At 73.0% G+C, this 14,720-nt stretch carries 17 protein-coding genes; 12 read left to right on the top strand and 5 right to left on the bottom strand.

Annotated features, from left to right (window positions below; translation table 11 throughout):
* Nucleotides 1-157 precede the first annotated feature (157 nt).
* From ABD899_RS16250 to ABD899_RS16235, 4 genes are read left to right on the top strand one after another with little or no spacing between them, the layout of a single operon-like run.
* Nucleotides 158-1,087, top strand: coding sequence for an ABC transporter permease (locus tag ABD899_RS16250; RefSeq protein ID WP_345207902.1), 930 nt, complete (start codon nt 158-160; stop codon nt 1,085-1,087).
* Nucleotides 1,080-2,006 carry an ABC transporter permease gene (locus ABD899_RS16245; protein ID WP_345207900.1) on the top strand — a complete coding sequence of 309 codons (927 nt, stop codon included), beginning with the start codon at nt 1,080-1,082 and terminating at the stop codon, nt 2,004-2,006. Before ABD899_RS16250 ends, ABD899_RS16245 begins: the two co-directional genes overlap by 8 nt.
* Nucleotides 2,007-2,021: 15 nt before the next feature.
* A complete protein-coding gene (locus ABD899_RS16240) occupies nt 2,022-3,068 on the top strand; it encodes an ABC transporter ATP-binding protein (protein ID WP_345207898.1) in 1,047 nt (348 codons plus the stop codon).
* Nucleotides 3,061-4,302, top strand: a complete 1,242-nt coding sequence (locus ABD899_RS16235) for an ABC transporter ATP-binding protein (protein WP_345207897.1) — start codon at nt 3,061-3,063, stop codon at nt 4,300-4,302. The genes ABD899_RS16240 and ABD899_RS16235 overlap by 8 nt, the downstream gene beginning before the upstream one ends.
* A 46-nt stretch (nt 4,303-4,348) precedes the next feature.
* Here ABD899_RS16235 and rsgA read toward each other — a convergent pair whose 3' ends face one another.
* The 3 genes from rsgA to ABD899_RS16220 are packed head-to-tail and all read right to left on the bottom strand — an operon-like array spanning nt 4,349 to nt 7,192.
* Entirely contained in the window at nt 4,349-5,371 is a 1,023-nt protein-coding gene (gene rsgA / locus ABD899_RS16230) for a ribosome small subunit-dependent GTPase A (RefSeq protein WP_345207896.1), read from the bottom strand.
* Complete coding sequence (aroA, locus tag ABD899_RS16225; protein WP_345207895.1) at nt 5,371-6,663, bottom strand: 3-phosphoshikimate 1-carboxyvinyltransferase; 1,293 nt, start codon at nt 6,661-6,663, stop codon at nt 5,371-5,373. The genes rsgA and aroA overlap by 1 nt, the downstream gene beginning before the upstream one ends.
* Complete coding sequence (locus ABD899_RS16220) at nt 6,650-7,192, bottom strand: DoxX family protein (RefSeq protein ID WP_345207893.1); 543 nt, start codon at nt 7,190-7,192, stop codon at nt 6,650-6,652. Before ABD899_RS16220 ends, aroA begins: the two co-directional genes overlap by 14 nt.
* Before the next feature lie 83 nt (nt 7,193-7,275).
* On the opposite strand from ABD899_RS16220, the gene ABD899_RS16215 reads away from it, so the two are divergent.
* From ABD899_RS16215 to rsrA, 4 genes are all read left to right on the top strand, one after another.
* Nucleotides 7,276-8,109, top strand: coding sequence for an SOS response-associated peptidase (locus ABD899_RS16215; RefSeq protein WP_345207891.1), 834 nt, complete (start codon nt 7,276-7,278; stop codon nt 8,107-8,109).
* The gene (locus tag ABD899_RS16210) at nt 8,106-8,792 is read left to right on the top strand and encodes an alpha/beta hydrolase family protein (RefSeq protein ID WP_345207889.1); all 687 of its coding nucleotides are present in this window, start codon (nt 8,106-8,108) and stop codon (nt 8,790-8,792) included. The genes ABD899_RS16215 and ABD899_RS16210 overlap by 4 nt, the downstream gene beginning before the upstream one ends.
* Nucleotides 8,793-8,927: 135 nt before the next feature.
* Nucleotides 8,928-9,563: a sigma-70 family RNA polymerase sigma factor gene (locus ABD899_RS16205; RefSeq protein WP_345207887.1), complete on the top strand. Its 636-nt coding sequence runs from the start codon at nt 8,928-8,930 to the stop codon at nt 9,561-9,563.
* Nucleotides 9,560-9,829, top strand: a complete 270-nt coding sequence (gene rsrA / locus ABD899_RS16200; protein WP_345207885.1) for a mycothiol system anti-sigma-R factor — start codon at nt 9,560-9,562, stop codon at nt 9,827-9,829. Before ABD899_RS16205 ends, rsrA begins: the two co-directional genes overlap by 4 nt.
* Before the next feature lie 227 nt (nt 9,830-10,056).
* Here rsrA and ABD899_RS18995 read toward each other — a convergent pair whose 3' ends face one another.
* A complete protein-coding gene (locus tag ABD899_RS18995; RefSeq protein ID WP_009775747.1) occupies nt 10,057-10,131 on the bottom strand; it encodes a 50S ribosomal protein bL37 in 75 nt (24 codons plus the stop codon).
* A gap of 159 nt (nt 10,132-10,290) precedes the next feature.
* On the opposite strand from ABD899_RS18995, the gene ABD899_RS16195 reads away from it, so the two are divergent.
* From ABD899_RS16195 to manA, 4 genes are read left to right on the top strand one after another with little or no spacing between them, the layout of a single operon-like run.
* On the top strand, nt 10,291-10,428 hold the full coding sequence (locus ABD899_RS16195; protein ID WP_345207884.1) for a hypothetical protein: 138 nt from the start codon (nt 10,291-10,293) through the stop codon (nt 10,426-10,428).
* A gap of 14 nt (nt 10,429-10,442) precedes the next feature.
* Entirely contained in the window at nt 10,443-11,729 is a 1,287-nt protein-coding gene (locus tag ABD899_RS16190) for an HD-GYP domain-containing protein (protein WP_345207882.1), read from the top strand.
* Complete coding sequence (locus ABD899_RS16185) at nt 11,726-13,057, top strand: HD-GYP domain-containing protein (protein WP_345207880.1); 1,332 nt, start codon at nt 11,726-11,728, stop codon at nt 13,055-13,057. The genes ABD899_RS16190 and ABD899_RS16185 overlap by 4 nt, the downstream gene beginning before the upstream one ends.
* A gap of 33 nt (nt 13,058-13,090) precedes the next feature.
* Nucleotides 13,091-14,245 (top strand): mannose-6-phosphate isomerase, class I, encoded by a 1,155-nt coding sequence (gene manA, locus ABD899_RS16180; protein WP_345207878.1) that lies wholly within the window; start codon nt 13,091-13,093, stop codon nt 14,243-14,245.
* Nucleotides 14,246-14,304: 59 nt separating this feature from the next.
* Here the strand turns inward: manA and ABD899_RS16175 are convergent.
* Nucleotides 14,305-14,720, bottom strand: a 416-nt coding sequence (locus ABD899_RS16175) for a hypothetical protein (protein WP_345207875.1), incomplete at its 5' end; no start/stop codon positions are given.

Raw genomic sequence — 14,720 nt, 5'->3', positions numbered from 1 at the left:
CGCTGGCAGGCCGACGACCGTCTGGGGCACGGGCCCCCCGCCGGCCGCCGGGGCGTCGGGTGTTGGGCTGCCCCGCTTTGGACTAGGTTCATCCCCGGTACATCCGTGACGCTGCCGTCCCGCCCCCTCGTGACGGCCCGAGACGCAGGGAGGTGACGTGGGCACCTACATCATTCGACGACTGCTGCAGATGATCCCGGTGATCCTGGGCGCGACGTTCCTCATCTTCGCCATGGTCTTCGCCCTCCCGGGCGACCCACTGGCCGGGAAGTGCGGAGAGCGGCCGTGCCCGCCGGCATACGCCGCGGCATTCCGCGAGAAGTACAACCTCAACGACCCCCTGCCGATCCAGTACGGCAAGTACGTCGCCAACCTCGCCCGGGGCGACTTCGGCGAGACGACCAACGGCATCCCGGTGCTCGACCAGCTCAAGGCCCGCTACCCGGTCACGGCGCAGCTCGCCCTCATGGCCATCCTCTTCGAGTCGGTCATCGGCATCTTCGTCGGAGTCCTCACCGCACTGCGAAGAGGTGGCTTCCTCGACAACCTCGTCCTCGTGTCGACGCTCGTCGTCATCTCGATCCCCGTCTTCGTCATCGGTGGCGTGAGCCAGTACTTCCTCGGGGTCAAGCTGGGGATCTTCCCGGTCACCGTGACGTCGGCCAACCCCTCGTTCTACGAGCTGATGCTCCCGGCCATGGTGCTGGGCTCCCTGTCGTTGGCCTACGTGTCCCGGCTCATGCGCACGAGCCTCGTGGAGAACCTGCGCGCCGACTACCTGCGCACCGCGGTCGCGAAGGGGCTGACCCGCCGTCGCGCCGTCGGCCTGCACGCCCTGCGCAACTCCCTCATCCCGGTCATCACGTTCATCGGCTTCGACTTCGGGGCGCTGCTCGGCGGCGCCATCGTCACCGAGGCCATCTTCAACATCCCCGGGATCGGCGGCTACCTCTTCCGCTCCATCCGGGCACGGGACGGCGCCTCCGTCGTGGGCACGGTCACGGTGCTCGTCATCGTCTACCTGTTCGTCAACCTGCTCGTGGACCTGCTCTACGGGCTGCTCGACCCGAGGATCAGCCATGACTGAACAAGCCATCGTCGAGGTATCCGTCTCCGACCTCCCCGAGGGCGCGTCCGAGGACTCCAGGTCGCTCGCCTCGGACGCGTGGCGGGCCCTGCGGTCGAACCCGATCTTCTGGGTCTCGGCGGTCATCATCACCGTCTTCGTGGTCATGGCGATCTGGCCCAGCCTGTTCACGAACACCGACCCGCGCGAGGCGATCCTCGCGGAGTCCCGGTCCCGCCCCGGCGACGGCACGTGGTTCGGCCGTGACATCCAGGGGTACGACATCTACGCGCGGTGCATCTACGGGGCTCGTGCCTCGATCATGGTGGGCGTGCTCACGACGATGTTCACCGTCCTGCTCGGCGGGCTCATCGGCGTCATGTCGGGTTACCTCGGCGGTGCCTGGGACGCCACGATGTCGCGCATCGGCGACATCTTCTTCGCGATCCCGCTGCTGCTCGGTGCCATCATCTTCCTCGTCTCGCTCCCCGACTTCTTCAACTCCAACGCCTTCCTGTCGGGCCTCAAGGTCGTGATCGCGCTGGCGGTGCTGGGCTGGCCGAGCATGGCCCGGCTCATGCGCAGCAGCGTCATCCAGGTCAAGCCGAACGACTACGTCCAGGCGGCCCGAGCCCTCGGTGCGAGCCCGTCGCGCATCGTGCGGTCGCACATCCTGCCGAACTCGTTGGCTCCCCTCATCGTCGTGGCGACGATCTCCCTCGGCGGGTACATCGCCGTCGAGGCCACCCTGTCCTTCCTCGGGATCGGCCTGCAGGCACCGGCCATCTCCTGGGGCATCGACATCAGCGCGGCGATCGTCGGGCTGCGCACGACGCCGCACATGCTGTTCTTCCCCAGCCTCTTCCTGTCGCTGGCGGTGCTCGGCTTCATCCTCCTGGGTGACGCCGTGCGCGACGCCCTCGACCCGAAGAACCGCTGACCCGACGGAGAGACGATGACCACCCAGGACACCACCGCCCGGGCCAAGACCTCGGGCACCACCCGCACGTACGCCCCCGTCGACGGGCTGCTCCTCGACGTCGAGGACCTCTACGTCGAGTTCCACACGACGGACGGCGTCGCGACGGCGATCAACGGCGTGACGTTCCAGCTCCACCAGGGCGAGTCGCTCGCGATCCTCGGCGAGTCCGGGTCGGGCAAGTCGGTGACCGCCCAGGCGATCATGGGCATCCTCGACATGCCGCCGGCCGTCATCCCCTCCGGGCACATCCGCTACTGCGGGCAGGACCTGCTCTCCATGCCGGAGGACCAGCGGCGCCTGACGCGCGGGCCGGAGATCTCGATGATCTTCCAGGACGCGCTGTCCTCGCTCAACCCCGTCTTCCCGGTCGGCTGGCAGATCGCCGAGATGTTCCGCGTCCACCGCGGGCTGAACAAGTCCGACGCCCTGGAGCAGGCGATCCGGCTCATGGAGCGGGTGTCGATCCCTGCGGCGCGCGATCGCGTCAGGGCGTACCCGCACCAGTTCTCCGGCGGGATGCGCCAGCGCATCATGATCGCGATGGCCATCGCGCTCGACCCGGCCGTCCTCATCGCCGACGAGCCGACGACGGCCCTCGACGTCACGGTCCAGGCCCAGATCATGGCGCTGCTCCAGGAGCTGCAGGAGGAGCGCCAGATGGGGCTCATCCTCATCACCCACGACCTCGGTGTCGTCGCCGACGTCGCCGACCGGATCGTCGTCATGTACGCCGGGCGCCTCGTCGAGACCGCCGAGGTCCACGAGCTCTACCGGTCGCCCGCCCACCCGTACACCCGGGGCTTGCTCGAGTCGATCCCCCGCCTGGACCAGAAGGGCCAGACGCTCGCGGCGATCGGGGGCCTGCCGCCGAACCTCATGCGGATCCCGCCGGGCTGCGCGTTCAACCCCCGGTGCCGGATGGCGCAGGACGTCTGCCGCACCGACCGCCCCGACCTGCGCGAGATCGTTCCCGGCCGCTTCTCGGCCTGCCACTTCGCCGAGGAGGTCATCAATGCCTGAGGTCATTCTCAGCGCGCACGACCTGGTCAAGCACTACCCCATCAAGCGGGGCGTGCTGCGCCGCACGGTCGGGCAGGTCAAGGCCGTCGACGGCGTGAGCTTCGACCTGCACAAGGGCGAGACGCTCGGCATCGTCGGCGAGTCCGGCTGCGGCAAGTCCACCCTCGGCCGCCTCCTCATGCGGCTCGAGGAGCCGACCTCGGGGAAGGTCGTCTTCGAGGGGGCCGACTGGAGCAACGCGACCGGGCGCGACCTGCGGCGGATGCGCCGTGACATCCAGATCGTCTTCCAGGACCCGTACACCTCGCTCAACCCGCGGATGACGGTCGGCGACATCATCGGCGAGCCGTTCGAGATCCACAAGGACGTCGTCCCCAAGGGCGGGCGCCGCAAGCGCGTCCAGGAGCTGCTCGACCTCGTCGGGCTCAACCCCGAGCACATCAACCGCTACCCCCACCAGTTCTCCGGTGGGCAGCGGCAGCGCATCGGCATCGCCCGCGGCATCGCCCTCAACCCCAAGGTCCTCGTCTGCGACGAGCCGGTGTCGGCGCTCGACGTGTCGGTCCAGGCGCAGGTCGTCAACCTCATGGAGCAGCTGCAGAACGAGCTGGGGCTGGCCTACGTCTTCATCGCCCACGACCTGTCGGTCGTGCGGCACATCTCCGACCGGGTCGGCGTCATGTACCTCGGGCGGATGGCCGAGCTCGGCGAGGAGGACGAGGTCTACAGCCGCCCGACGCACCCGTACACCCAGGCGCTGCTCTCGGCGGTGCCCGTGCCCGACCCGACGCTGCGCGGCAAGCGGGAGCAGATCGTCCTCCAGGGCGACGTCCCGTCGCCCGCGAACCCGCCCTCTGGATGCCGGTTCCACACCCGCTGCTGGAAGGCGCAGGAGGTCTGCAGCGTCGAGGAGCCGCAGCTCGAGCCTCGCGACGACGGTGCCGGGGCGCACCTGTCGGCGTGCCACTTCGCCGAGCCGCGCGTCATCGTCGAGACCGTCGACGTCTCGGACGTCGAGCCGGACGCGCGGTTCGCGACGACCGGGGCGGTCGATCGCGACGACGTCGGTGCCGGCTTCGGCGCGGCGGGCGGCGGTGAGGACCTCGGCTCCTCGGCGGCCGACGCGGGTGCGGAGCGATCCCGGGCGATGCACGCCGACACCGACAGCGCACCGCAGGACGTGACCCGGCTCGTCGACGAGCAGCCCGACGACCACCGGCCGCCGACCGCGTGACCGAGCGGCACGGCATTCTGCGGGCTCTCGCGGATGCCGGCCGCACTCACTCCGTCGGTGCCGACCGGGCGCGCAGGAGGCGGCGCAGCGAGTCGAGCCGGGCCGGCCCGGCCGGCCCCGCGGCGCCGCTGGCCACCCACGCGTCGAGGCCGCACTCCTCCTCGTCGTGGGTGCAGCCCCGGGGGCACCCCGCCGTGCCCGGCTCGAGGTCGGAGAAGTGCTGGACGATCCGGGTCAGGTCGACGTGCGCGAGGCCGAACGAGCGCACGCCCGGCGTGTCGATGACCCACCCGTCGTCGTCGGGCAGGGCGAGGGCCACCGCGGACGACGACGTGTGCCGGCCCCGGCCGGTGACGACGTTGACGACCCCGGTCGCCCGCAGCGCATCCGGCACGAGGGCGTTGACGAGCGTGGACTTGCCGACCCCGGAGTGCCCCACGAGCACGCTGACCTGCCCGGACAGGGCCGCCCGCAGCTCGTCGAGCCCGTCGGTGCCGTGCTCGCGTCGTGCGGTGACGACGTGGCGGACGTCGAGTGGGGCGTACTGCTCGAGGAAGGGCGCCGGGTCGGTGAGGTCGGCCTTCGTGAGCACGAGGAGCGGGTCCATCCCGGCGTCGTAGGCCGCGACGAGGCAGCGGTCGATGAGTCGCGGTCGGGGCTCGGGGTTCGCGAGCGCCGACACGACGACGAGCTGGTCGGCGTTGGCGACGAGCACCCGTTCGACCGGGTCGGTGTCGTCGGCGGTGCGGCGGAGCACGGTGACGCGTGGGGAGACCCGCACGATCCGGGCCAGGCTCCCCTCGGTGCCGGACGTGTCGCCGACGAGGTGCACGGCATCCCCGACGACGATCCCCTTGCGCCCCAGCTCGCGCGCCCGCATCGCGAGGACGACTCGCCGTTCGGTGCCCTCCCCGACGAGGGTCGTGTAGCGGCCCCGGTCGACGGTCGTGACCCGGCCGGGCACGGCATCCTCGTGGGCGGGACGGTCCTTGCTGCGCGGGCGTGACCCGCGCCGGTTCGGGCGGATCCGGACGTCGGACTCGTCGTAGTCCCGTGCGGACCGCGCCATCAGGCTCCCGCCGGCACCGGGTGCCCGAGCATCTCGGCCCACAGCTCGGTGAAGCGTGGCATCGTCTTCGCGACGGTGCCGACGTCCTCGACGACGAGTCCCGGGACGACGAGGCCCAGCACGGCCGCGGCCATGACCATGCGGTGGTCCGCGTAGGTGCGGAAGGTGCCGCCGTGCAGGGGCCGCGGGGTGATCCGCAGCCCGTCGTCGGTCTCGTCGACGTGCGCGCCGAGCGCGGTGAGCTCGGTGCGCAGCGCGGCGAGGCGGTCGGTCTCGTGACCGCGGACGTGGGCGACGCCGCGGATGACGCTCGGGGAGTCCGCGAGGGCGCACAGGGCGGCGACGACGGGGGTGAGCTCGCTCGAGCCGCGCAGGTCGACGTCGACCCCCGAGATGCCGTCGCCCCCGCTCACCGTGAGCCCGGCCCGGTCGAGCACGACCTCGGCCCCCATCATGTCGAGCACCTCGCGGACGTGGTCACCGCCCTGGGTCGTGTACTGCGGCCAGCCGGGCACGTGCACCCGCCCGCCCGTGACGAGGGCCGCGGCGAGGAACTGGGCGGCGTTGGACAGGTCGGGCTCGACCTGGACGTCGAGGGCGTTGACCTCGCTCGGCTCGACCCGCCACGTGTGCGCGTCGAGGTCGTCGACGACGACCCCGGCGTCGCGCAGCGTCTCGACCGTCATCTCGATGTGGGGAAGGCTCGGCACCGCCCCGCCGACGTGGTGCACCGTGACACCCCCGTCGAAGCGCGGCCCGGAGAGCAGCAGGCCCGAGACGAACTGCGAGGACTGCGACGCGTCGAGGGTGACCGCGCCGCCCCGTACCGCCCCCCGCCCGTGGACCGTGAAGGGCAGGCCGCCGCGGTCCGCGTCGTCGACCTCGACGCCGAGCGTGCGCAGCGCCTCGAGCACCGGAGCCATCGGGCGCCGGCGGGCGTGCGGGTCGCCGTCGAAGCGCACCGGCCCGTCGGCCAACCCGGCGACGGGCGGGACGAAGCGCATGACGTTGCCGGCGAGGCCGCAGTCGACCTCGCCGCCGCCGACGAGCCGACCGGGCGTGACGAGCCAGTCGCCGTCCTCGACGTCGTCGACGACGGCGCCGAGGGTGCGCAGGGCCTGCGCCATGAGGAGGGTGTCGCGGGAGCGGAGGGGGGCGCGCAGGCGTGAGACGTCGCTCGCGAGGGCGGCGAGCACGAGGTAGCGGTTGGTGAGCGACTTGCTGCCCGGGAGGACGACGCGCGCGTCGACGGCCCGTGTGACGGTCGGTGCCGCCCAGTCAGCCGAGGGCATGCTGGGCCTGGACCGCCTTCAGCCTCGCCTCGCGGGCGGCGGCCCGGGCCGCGTGCCGCGCCTCCCGGCGGGTCGTGCGGGCGGCCCGGTGCGCGCTCGCGCTGACGAGCTTCGCGCGGTAGGCCAGGCCCGGTCGCCCCTCGGTGTCGACCGCGGCGAGCAGGAGCCCACCGAGCAGGCCGAGGTTCTTGAGGAACTGCACCTGCTGCTGCGCCCGCCGCTCGGGGTCCTGCTCGTCCCAGAACGGGTGGGCGGCGAGCGTCGTCGGCACGAGGGTGGCGGCGAGCACGCTCGACGCGAGGCGGGGGAGCCGGCCGAGCGCGAGGAGGGAGCCGGCCGCCACCATCGCGACCCCGTTGGCCCGCACGAGCAGCTCGGGGTCGTCGGGCAGCCCGACGGTGGGACCGACCTTCTCGAGCAGCGGCCGGACCGTGTCGGTCTTGCGGCCGGGGTGCTTGAACTGGTCGAGGCCGCCGACGACGAACATCGCGGCGAGCATCGGTCGGGCGACGCGTCGCACCAGGGTCATGGGGTCCTCCGGTCGGTTCGTGCTGGTCAGGCCTCGTGGTGCCTACGGTAGTTGCTCGGGGGGCGGGTGCGTAGATTGGACCCATGTGTGGTCGGTACGCCGCGACGGCCAACCCCGACGAGCTGGTCGAGGAGTTCGGGGTCGACGACGACCGCTCCGGTCAGCCCGGCCGCAGCGTGCTCGCGGCCCCGCAGGACCCCCCGCCCGGGCGACCGGACCACAACATGGCCCCGACGAAGCAGGCCCCCGTCGTGCTCGCCCGCCCGCCCCGTGAGGACCGCCTCGCCCCGGCCCGCCGGCAGCTGCGGCTGCTCACGTGGGGGCTCGTGCCGAGCTGGTCGAAGGACCCGCGCGGCGGTGCCCGGATGATCAACGCCCGGGTCGAGTCCGTTGCCGACAAGCCCGCCTTCGCGCGGGCACTGGCGTCCCGGCGCTGCCTCGTCCCGGCCCACGGCTGGTACGAGTGGCAGGCCTCCCCGACCGCCCTCGACGCGAGGGGGAAGCCGCGCAAGCAGCCCTTCTTCACGACCCGGGTCGACGGCGCGAGCACCGCGATGGCCGGGCTCTACGAGTTCTGGCGCGACCCCGCCGTCGCCGACCCCGACGACCCGCTCGCCTGGCTGAGCACGTTCACCGTCATCACCGGACCGGCCGAGCCGGGGCTCGACCGCATCCACGACCGCCAGCCGCTCGTCCTGGAGCGCGAGGAGTGGGCCCACTGGCTCGATCCCGCGACCGGGGCGGCCGACGTCCTCGGCCTGCTCGAGCGGCGTCCGCCGGGGCGGTTCACGGCCTACCCGGTCTCGACGGCGGTGAGCAGCAACCGGTCCAACGGCCCGCACCTGCTCGACCCCGCTCCCGTCGACGACCTCGTCGGTGTCGTCGACCCCGTGACCGGCGAGGTCATCGGGACGTGACCGGCATCCCCGCCGACCCGGCCGACCCGGCCGATCCGCCCGCGCCCGCCGTCCCGGCCGTCACCGCCGAACGCCTCGTCGCCACCCCCGAGGGCGCGGCGCGGCTCACGACGAGCGCGCCGCCCGGCATCCCCGTCGGCCTGCTCGTCCTCGGTCACGGGGCGGGAGGCCGGCGCTGGACCGACGACGTCGTCGCGACCCGGGACACCGCAGTGGCGTGCGGGTGGGCGGTCGTGCTCGTCGACCAGCCGTGGCGGGTCGCGCAGCGTCGCGTCGCAGGCCCGCCGGCCTCCCTCGACCGGGCCTGGCTCGCGGTGATCGCCGCGCTCGGTCCCGACCGCCCGGCCGGGCCGCTCGTCGTCGGCGGCCGCAGCGCCGGGGCCCGGGTCGCCTGTCGCACCGCCGTCGCGACGGGGGCCGACGCCGTCGTGGCCCTCTCCTTCCCCCTCCACCCGCCGGGCCGCCCCGACCGCTCCCGGGCGGGCGAGCTCGCGCTGCCGGCCGCCGCCGGCATCCCCGTCCACGTCGTGCAGGGGATCACCGACCCCTTCGGGACCCCCGACGAGGTGCGGGGCGTGCTCCCGCCGCACGCCACGCTGGATGCCGTGCCCGGCCCGCACGCGCTCGAGCGGGCCGCCGCGCAGGTGGCCGCGGCCGTGCTGACCCGGTTGCCCGAAGGCTGAGCCGGGGCTTCGCGGGGAATGGGTCGGCGGTCCGTGGCGTTGACCGCCCTGTCCGCACCCGCGTCGGAAGGCCCCGCCCTCGTGTTCGTCCTCGACACCTCAGCCCCCAGCCGGGCCCGGATAGGCTGGGAACCGATGAGCACACCACCCACGCCCGTCGACGACAGCCCAGCGGTCGAGACCGACGTCGCCACCGAGACCCCCGCCCAGCGCCAGGCCCGCTTCGAGCGAGAGGCGCTGCCGCTGCTCGACCAGCTGTACGCCGCCGCGATGCGCACGACCCGCAACCCGGCCGACGCCGAGGACCTCCTCCAGGAGACCTACGCCAAGGCCTACGCGGCGTTCCACCAGTACCAGCCGGGCACCAACCTCAAGGCGTGGATGTACCGCATCCTCACGAACACCTACATCAACACCTACCGCAAGAGGCAGCGCGAGCCGCTCCAGTCCGACGCCGCCGAGGTCGAGGACTACCAGCTCGCCCGCGCCGAGTCCCACACCTCGGCCGGGCTGAAGTCCGCCGAGGCGCAGGCGCTCGAGCACCTGCCCGACACCGAGGTCAAGCGCGCCCTGCAGGAGCTTCCCGACGACTTCCGGATGGCCGTCTACCTCGCTGACGTCGAGGGCTTCGCCTACAAGGAGATCGCCGAGATCATGGGCACCCCCATCGGCACCGTGATGTCGCGGCTGCACCGCGGGCGACGCCAGCTGCGCGGCCTGCTCACGGAGTACGCCCGCGAGCGCGGCTTCGGGACCCAGGAGGAGTCATGACCCACGACGACCACGCCGGTCACGGCGACTGCTCCGAGGTCCTGCACCGCATCTACGAGTACCTCGACGGCGAGATGAGCGCCGACGACGTGCGCCGCGTCGCCGCGCACCTCAACGAGTGCCAGCCCTGCCTGGCCGAGCACGACCTCGATGTCGCGCTCAAGCAGGTCGTGCGCCGGTCGTGCTCGGGCGAGACGGCGCCGGCCGCGGTGCGGATGCAGATCATGCAGCGCATCACGACGGTGCGCTTCGAGTCCGAGGCCTGAGCCGCACGCGAGCCGGCCCGTGGTCGGGCGTTTCGCCGAGCCTTCCCCGGGCGTTTCGCCGGGCCTTCCCCGGGCGTTTCGCCGGGCCTTCCCCGGGCGTTTCGCCGGGCCTTGCCCGGGCGCTCACCCCGGCCTGTCCTGTCCCCGGAGCCCTTGCTCCGGCCCCCACTGACGCGATCACCCGGTCCGCCGCGCGGCGTACCGGGTGATCGTGCGTCGAGTCGTGCTCAGGCGTTGGGCTTGCGGCCGTGGTTGGCCTTGTTGCCCTTGCGCGAGCGGCGCTTGCGGGCGCGCTTGCTCATCAGGCTGCCTTTCGTCGGGGGAGTCGGCTCCGGGTGAGGACCGTTGCGGTCGTCACCGGTCGTGTCGATTGTCGCACACGGCAGTGCATGGGAGACTCGGAGCATCTCGGACCCCCGCCGTCCCGGGGCCGGGTACCGCCTCTGAAAGGAACACCCATCATGAGCAGGATGCGCACTCTCGTCGCCGCAGCGATCCTCGCAGCCATGGCAGTCATCGCTCCCAGCGTCGCCGCCGCCGGTCCCCCGAGCTTCGGCGACGCCGTGGCGTCCGTCGAGACCTGGACCTGGAAGGGGTAGTGACCACCTGATCCATGTCGACTGACGCCTCCCGAGCGGAGGGTGCCGCAGCCCGGCGCGTCGGTCACGCGACGACCGCGTACGTCGTGCTCGTCGTCGCCGTCGGGCTCGGTCTCACCGCGACGGCGGTGCGGGTCGACGGCATCGTCCTCGACGCCTCCTTCGGTGTCATGGTGCTCCTTGCCGTGCTCACCTGGTGGCTCGGGTCCGTCGAGGTCGACAACGACCGGGTCCAGCTGTCGTTCGCGAGCATCATCCTGCTCGCGTCGATGGCGCTGCTGGGGCCCGCGGGTGCCGGTGTCATCGGCATCATCGTGGGCCCGCTCCAGCGTGGGCAGCTGCCGTTGAAGGCACGCTTCTTCAACACCGGCATGTCGGCCATCCTCGGCGTCAGCGGAGCCGCCATCTACCTCGCTGCGGGTGGCCCGCGGGACGCCGAGGGTGTCGTCGGCACGTGGGAGATCGTCCGTCAGATCGGCATCCCCATCCTCGTCGCCGACCTCGCCCAGGCGCTCGTCAACCTCGTCCTCATCGCCGGGGTCGTGCGCCTGTCCCAGGGCGTGCCGATGCGCACCCAGATGGGTCGGCTGCTCGGCACGAGCGGCCCGGCCTACCTCGGCTACGGCGTCATCGCCTTCATCATGGTCGTGCTCTGGGAGCCCGCGGGGCTCGGTCCGGCGAGCGTCGTGCTCGTCCTCCCACCCCTCGTCGTGGCCCAGTGGGCCTACCGGCAGTACGCCGAGGAGGTCACGGGACATGAGCGGGCCCTCGAGGTCCTCGTCGCGGCGGTCGAGGCGAAGGCACCCCACCTCATCGGCCACAGCGCTCGGGTGGCCCAGCTGTGCGCCCACATGGCCGAGCACCTCGGGCTGCGCCCCCAGGTCGTCGCCGACATCCGGACCGGCGGGATGCTCCACGACCTCGGCCTCACGGCCCTGCCGACGGCCCTCGTGCGGGGCTCGGGGATCGGCGGCGTCGGCGCGCTCCGGCACTACCCGGCCCGGGGAGCCGACCTCCTCGTCGACCTCAGCTTCCTGTCCGGGTCGCTCGACGCCATCCGGCACCACCGGGACGCCGTCACCCCGGGGATCTCGACAGGGGACTCGCTCGGCCTCCCCGCCCTCGTCGTCGGTCTCGCCGACGAGTACGACCTCCTCACCGAGGTCGGGACGCCGGACGGCATCCGCCTGTCCCACGACGAGGCCCTCGCCGTCCTGCGCACGACCCCCGCCGGTCGTGAGGACCTCCTGCGAACCCTCGAGCAGGCGCTGACCCGCCGGGCGAGCGTGGCGGCCGGATGACCGCGCCGACGACCCGCCCGGACGGGCCCCGCACGTGGGGTACCCTCGCCGTCGGCGCGCTCGTCCTCGGGGGGGCCCTCTACGCCGACGCGGGATCCCTGCGGTCGCTGCTCACGGTGCACGAGCGGACCGTCCTCGCGTTCGTGCTGGCCGTCACGGCGGGCGAGCTCTTCCGGCTCCGGATGCCGAGCGGGCGGATGGCGGCCCCCCTTGCGTCGGCGTCGGCGCTCGCCACGGCGTTCGTCGGCCGCATCCACGGTGAGCCGACGTTCGACGTCGACGCCGGCTTCGTCGTCCTCGTCGTGGCCGGTGGCCTGCTGCTCGCTGCGGCCGTGCGCTGGGTGCGCGGGCGGGCCGTCGAGATCGACCAGGTGGCGGCCCGCCTCGTCGGCGTCGGCGTCGCCGCCTGGCTGACGCGGGGGCTCGGCCCGGAGGGGCAGTCGCTCTGGGATCTCGAGATCGACCGGACGGTGCCGTTGTCGGTCATCGCCTGCGTCATGGCGGTCGTCGCGGCGGTCGGCGTCATCGTCGAGATCATGCTCACGGCGGCGGTGCAGTCGGAGCGGCAACGCACCCCGTGGTCGGCCGCCCTGCGTGACGAGATCGGTGAGGTCGCGCCGCTCACCTTCGCGGTCGTCACCACCGGTCCCCTCGTCGCGCTCATGGCCCCGGTGCTGGGGCTGCTCGCCCTCCCGACGGCCCTGTTCCCGCTGGCCATCACGTACGTGGCGGTGGGTCGCTACGCGCGCAACCGGCAGACGTACCGTCAGACGATCGCGACCCTGTCCCGCCTGACCGAGGAGGGCGGGTACACGCCGCGACACCACGCGGAGCGGGTGGCCGACCTCAGCGTCCGCATCGGGCGCGTCCTCGGCCTGTCCGCCCGCGAGCTGCGCGAGGTCGAGTACGCGGCGCTGCTCCACGACCTCGGCCAGATCTCGCTGCGCGACCCCATCCCCGGGGGTGCCACCGTGCTGGCCGCACCGAGCGACCAGCTGGACATCGCGGTCGAGGGGGCCCGCATCATCCGGCACGCCGAGGGACTCGAGGCCGTCGCCGACTACGTCGAGGCCCAGACGACCCCGTACCGCCAGGTGCGCGAGTTCGGCGACGACGTCCCCGTCGCGAGCCGCATCATCAAGGTGGCGAACGCCTTCGCCGACCTCACCGGGCGGCGCGAGGACCCCTCCGAGGTCGCGGCGGCCCTCGAGCGGATCCACCTCGGCCTCGGCTACCAGTACGACCCCGAGGTCGTGACGGCCCTGGCCGTCGCCACCTCGGACGCGGGGGCCGGGCGGGTCGACGACCGGGCGGCCGTCGCGCGTTAGCATCGGGTGCCCAGCCCCGCCCCCGGAGGATCCGTGGACCGACTGACACCCGTCGTCTTCACCGACGCCTGGGGATCGCACGTGTCCATCGCGAGCCTGCAGGGGCGGCCCATCCCGAGCCCGCAGCCGGAGTCGGAGCTGTGGATGGGGGCGCACGAGGAGGGTCCGAGCGGCACGGACCGCCCGGGCTCACCCGACCTCGCCGCCGTCGTCGCCGCCGACCCGGTCGCGGAGCTGGGCGCCGAGTGCGTCGAGCGGTTCGGGCCGCGGCTGCCCTTCCTGCTCAAGGTCCTGGCGCCGGGGCGTGCCATCTCCATCCAGGCGCACCCCACGGCCGAGCAGGCGACAACCCTGCGCGCCATGACGGGTGACGCCGTCTACGTCGACGGCTGGGCGAAACCTGAGCTGCTGCTCGCCATCGCGCCCTTCGAGGTGTTCGTCGGGATGCGCACCCATGCGCAGGTGGCCGAGCTGGCCGCCCGCCTGCACGTGCCACGGCTCACCGAGCTGGTCGAGAAGGCAGCGAGTGCGACCGACCCTGCGCACGCCCTGCTCGCCGGTGTGCTCGCCACCCCGGAGCACGAGGTCCCCGACCTCGCCCGCGAGGTCGTCGCCGCATGCGTGCGCCTCGAGGCGGCGGGTGACGCGCTCGGTGACGACGCCGCCGCCGTCGTCGGAGTCGCCGAGGGCCACCCCGACGACATCGGGCTCGTCGTGCTGCTGCTCATGCACCACCGCGTGCTCCAGCCGGGGGAGTACATCGACGTCGCGGCCGGCGTGCTGCACTCCTACGTGCGTGGACTCGGGATCGAGGTCCTCGCCAACTCCGACAACGTCGTGCGCGCGGGTCTCACCTGCAAGGAGGTCAACGTCCCGGAACTTTTGCGGATCGTCAACCCGCGGGCCGACGGCGTCGCCGGCCGCGGTCGGGTCGTCGAGCCCGGCCTCGAGCTGTTCGAGAGCGCCTCCGACCGCTTCGTGCTCTACCGCGTCACGCCGGGACGGGTCCTTCCATCGGGTCACGGGCCCCGCATCGTCTTCTGCCTGCGGGGGAGCGTGGTGCTGACCTCGGCATCGGGCACCGTTGAGCTCGGGGACGTGGGCTCGGTGTTCCTGCCTGCGAACGAGGGGGCGGTCCAGCTCGAGGGGGTGGGTGAGGTCTACGTCGTCACGGCCCCACCCGGCTGAGGCGTCCCAGGGCGACCCCGTCGGACCCGGGCTCCTGGGGTGGTTCGTCCACAGGGCCGTCAGTCGTTGTCGTCGTCCACAGGGTGCGGTGGTGGGAGCGGGTCGGTGTCGGTGGACACCTGTACGGTTTTCTCATGGCGGGGGAACTGGGGTGTGAGGGTCCGGGCGGCAGCCCGGGGAGTGGTGTGCCGCGGCCGGTTCTGGATGCCGTGCCGCCCGGTGAGCAGGTCGCTGCGGCTGGGTTCGGCGGTCAGGTCGCCGCCGCCGGCGGCGGGGATGCCGTGCCGCCCGGTGGTTCGGATGCCGCGCCGTGCGGGTCCGTGGATGCCGTGCCGTGCGGTGGTGGCGGTGTCCCGCCTGGGGGCGGCGGTCAGGCCGCCGCTGCCGGTAGCGGGGATGCCGTGACCGAGGGTGCCGTGGCCCGACCGGTGTCGGAGGCAGTGCCGCCCGGCGGGGACGCCGCCGCGCCTGGTGG

The organism is Fodinibacter luteus (assembly GCF_039541575.1).
Classification (GTDB): domain Bacteria; phylum Actinomycetota; class Actinomycetes; order Actinomycetales; family Dermatophilaceae; genus Fodinibacter; species Fodinibacter luteus.
The sequence above is the reverse complement of the archived record's forward strand: the minus strand, read 5'-3'. Positions and strand labels throughout refer to the sequence as shown.

What these genes read in the sequence shown, in the direction of transcription:
- ABD899_RS16235 (WP_345207897.1), top strand. Translation starts at nt 3,061, where the DNA reads ATGCCTGAGGTCATTCTCAGCGCGCACGACCTGGTCAAGCACTACCCC.
- ABD899_RS16190 (WP_345207882.1), top strand. Translation starts at nt 10,443, where the DNA reads ATGTCGACTGACGCCTCCCGAGCGGAGGGTGCCGCAGCCCGGCGCGTC.
- ABD899_RS16215 (WP_345207891.1), top strand. Translation starts at nt 7,276, where the DNA reads ATGTGTGGTCGGTACGCCGCGACGGCCAACCCCGACGAGCTGGTCGAG.
- ABD899_RS16240 (WP_345207898.1), top strand. Translation starts at nt 2,022, where the DNA reads ATGACCACCCAGGACACCACCGCCCGGGCCAAGACCTCGGGCACCACC.
- ABD899_RS16185 (WP_345207880.1), top strand. Translation starts at nt 11,726, where the DNA reads ATGACCGCGCCGACGACCCGCCCGGACGGGCCCCGCACGTGGGGTACC.
- rsgA (WP_345207896.1), bottom strand. Translation starts at nt 5,371, where the DNA reads ATGGCGCGGTCCGCACGGGACTACGACGAGTCCGACGTCCGGATCCGC.
- rsrA (WP_345207885.1), top strand. Translation starts at nt 9,560, where the DNA reads ATGACCCACGACGACCACGCCGGTCACGGCGACTGCTCCGAGGTCCTG.
- ABD899_RS16205 (WP_345207887.1), top strand. Translation starts at nt 8,928, where the DNA reads ATGAGCACACCACCCACGCCCGTCGACGACAGCCCAGCGGTCGAGACC.
- aroA (WP_345207895.1), bottom strand. Translation starts at nt 6,663, where the DNA reads ATGCCCTCGGCTGACTGGGCGGCACCGACCGTCACACGGGCCGTCGAC.
- ABD899_RS16220 (WP_345207893.1), bottom strand. Translation starts at nt 7,192, where the DNA reads ATGACCCTGGTGCGACGCGTCGCCCGACCGATGCTCGCCGCGATGTTC.
- ABD899_RS16245 (WP_345207900.1), top strand. Translation starts at nt 1,080, where the DNA reads ATGACTGAACAAGCCATCGTCGAGGTATCCGTCTCCGACCTCCCCGAG.
- ABD899_RS16195 (WP_345207884.1), top strand. Translation starts at nt 10,291, where the DNA reads ATGAGCAGGATGCGCACTCTCGTCGCCGCAGCGATCCTCGCAGCCATG.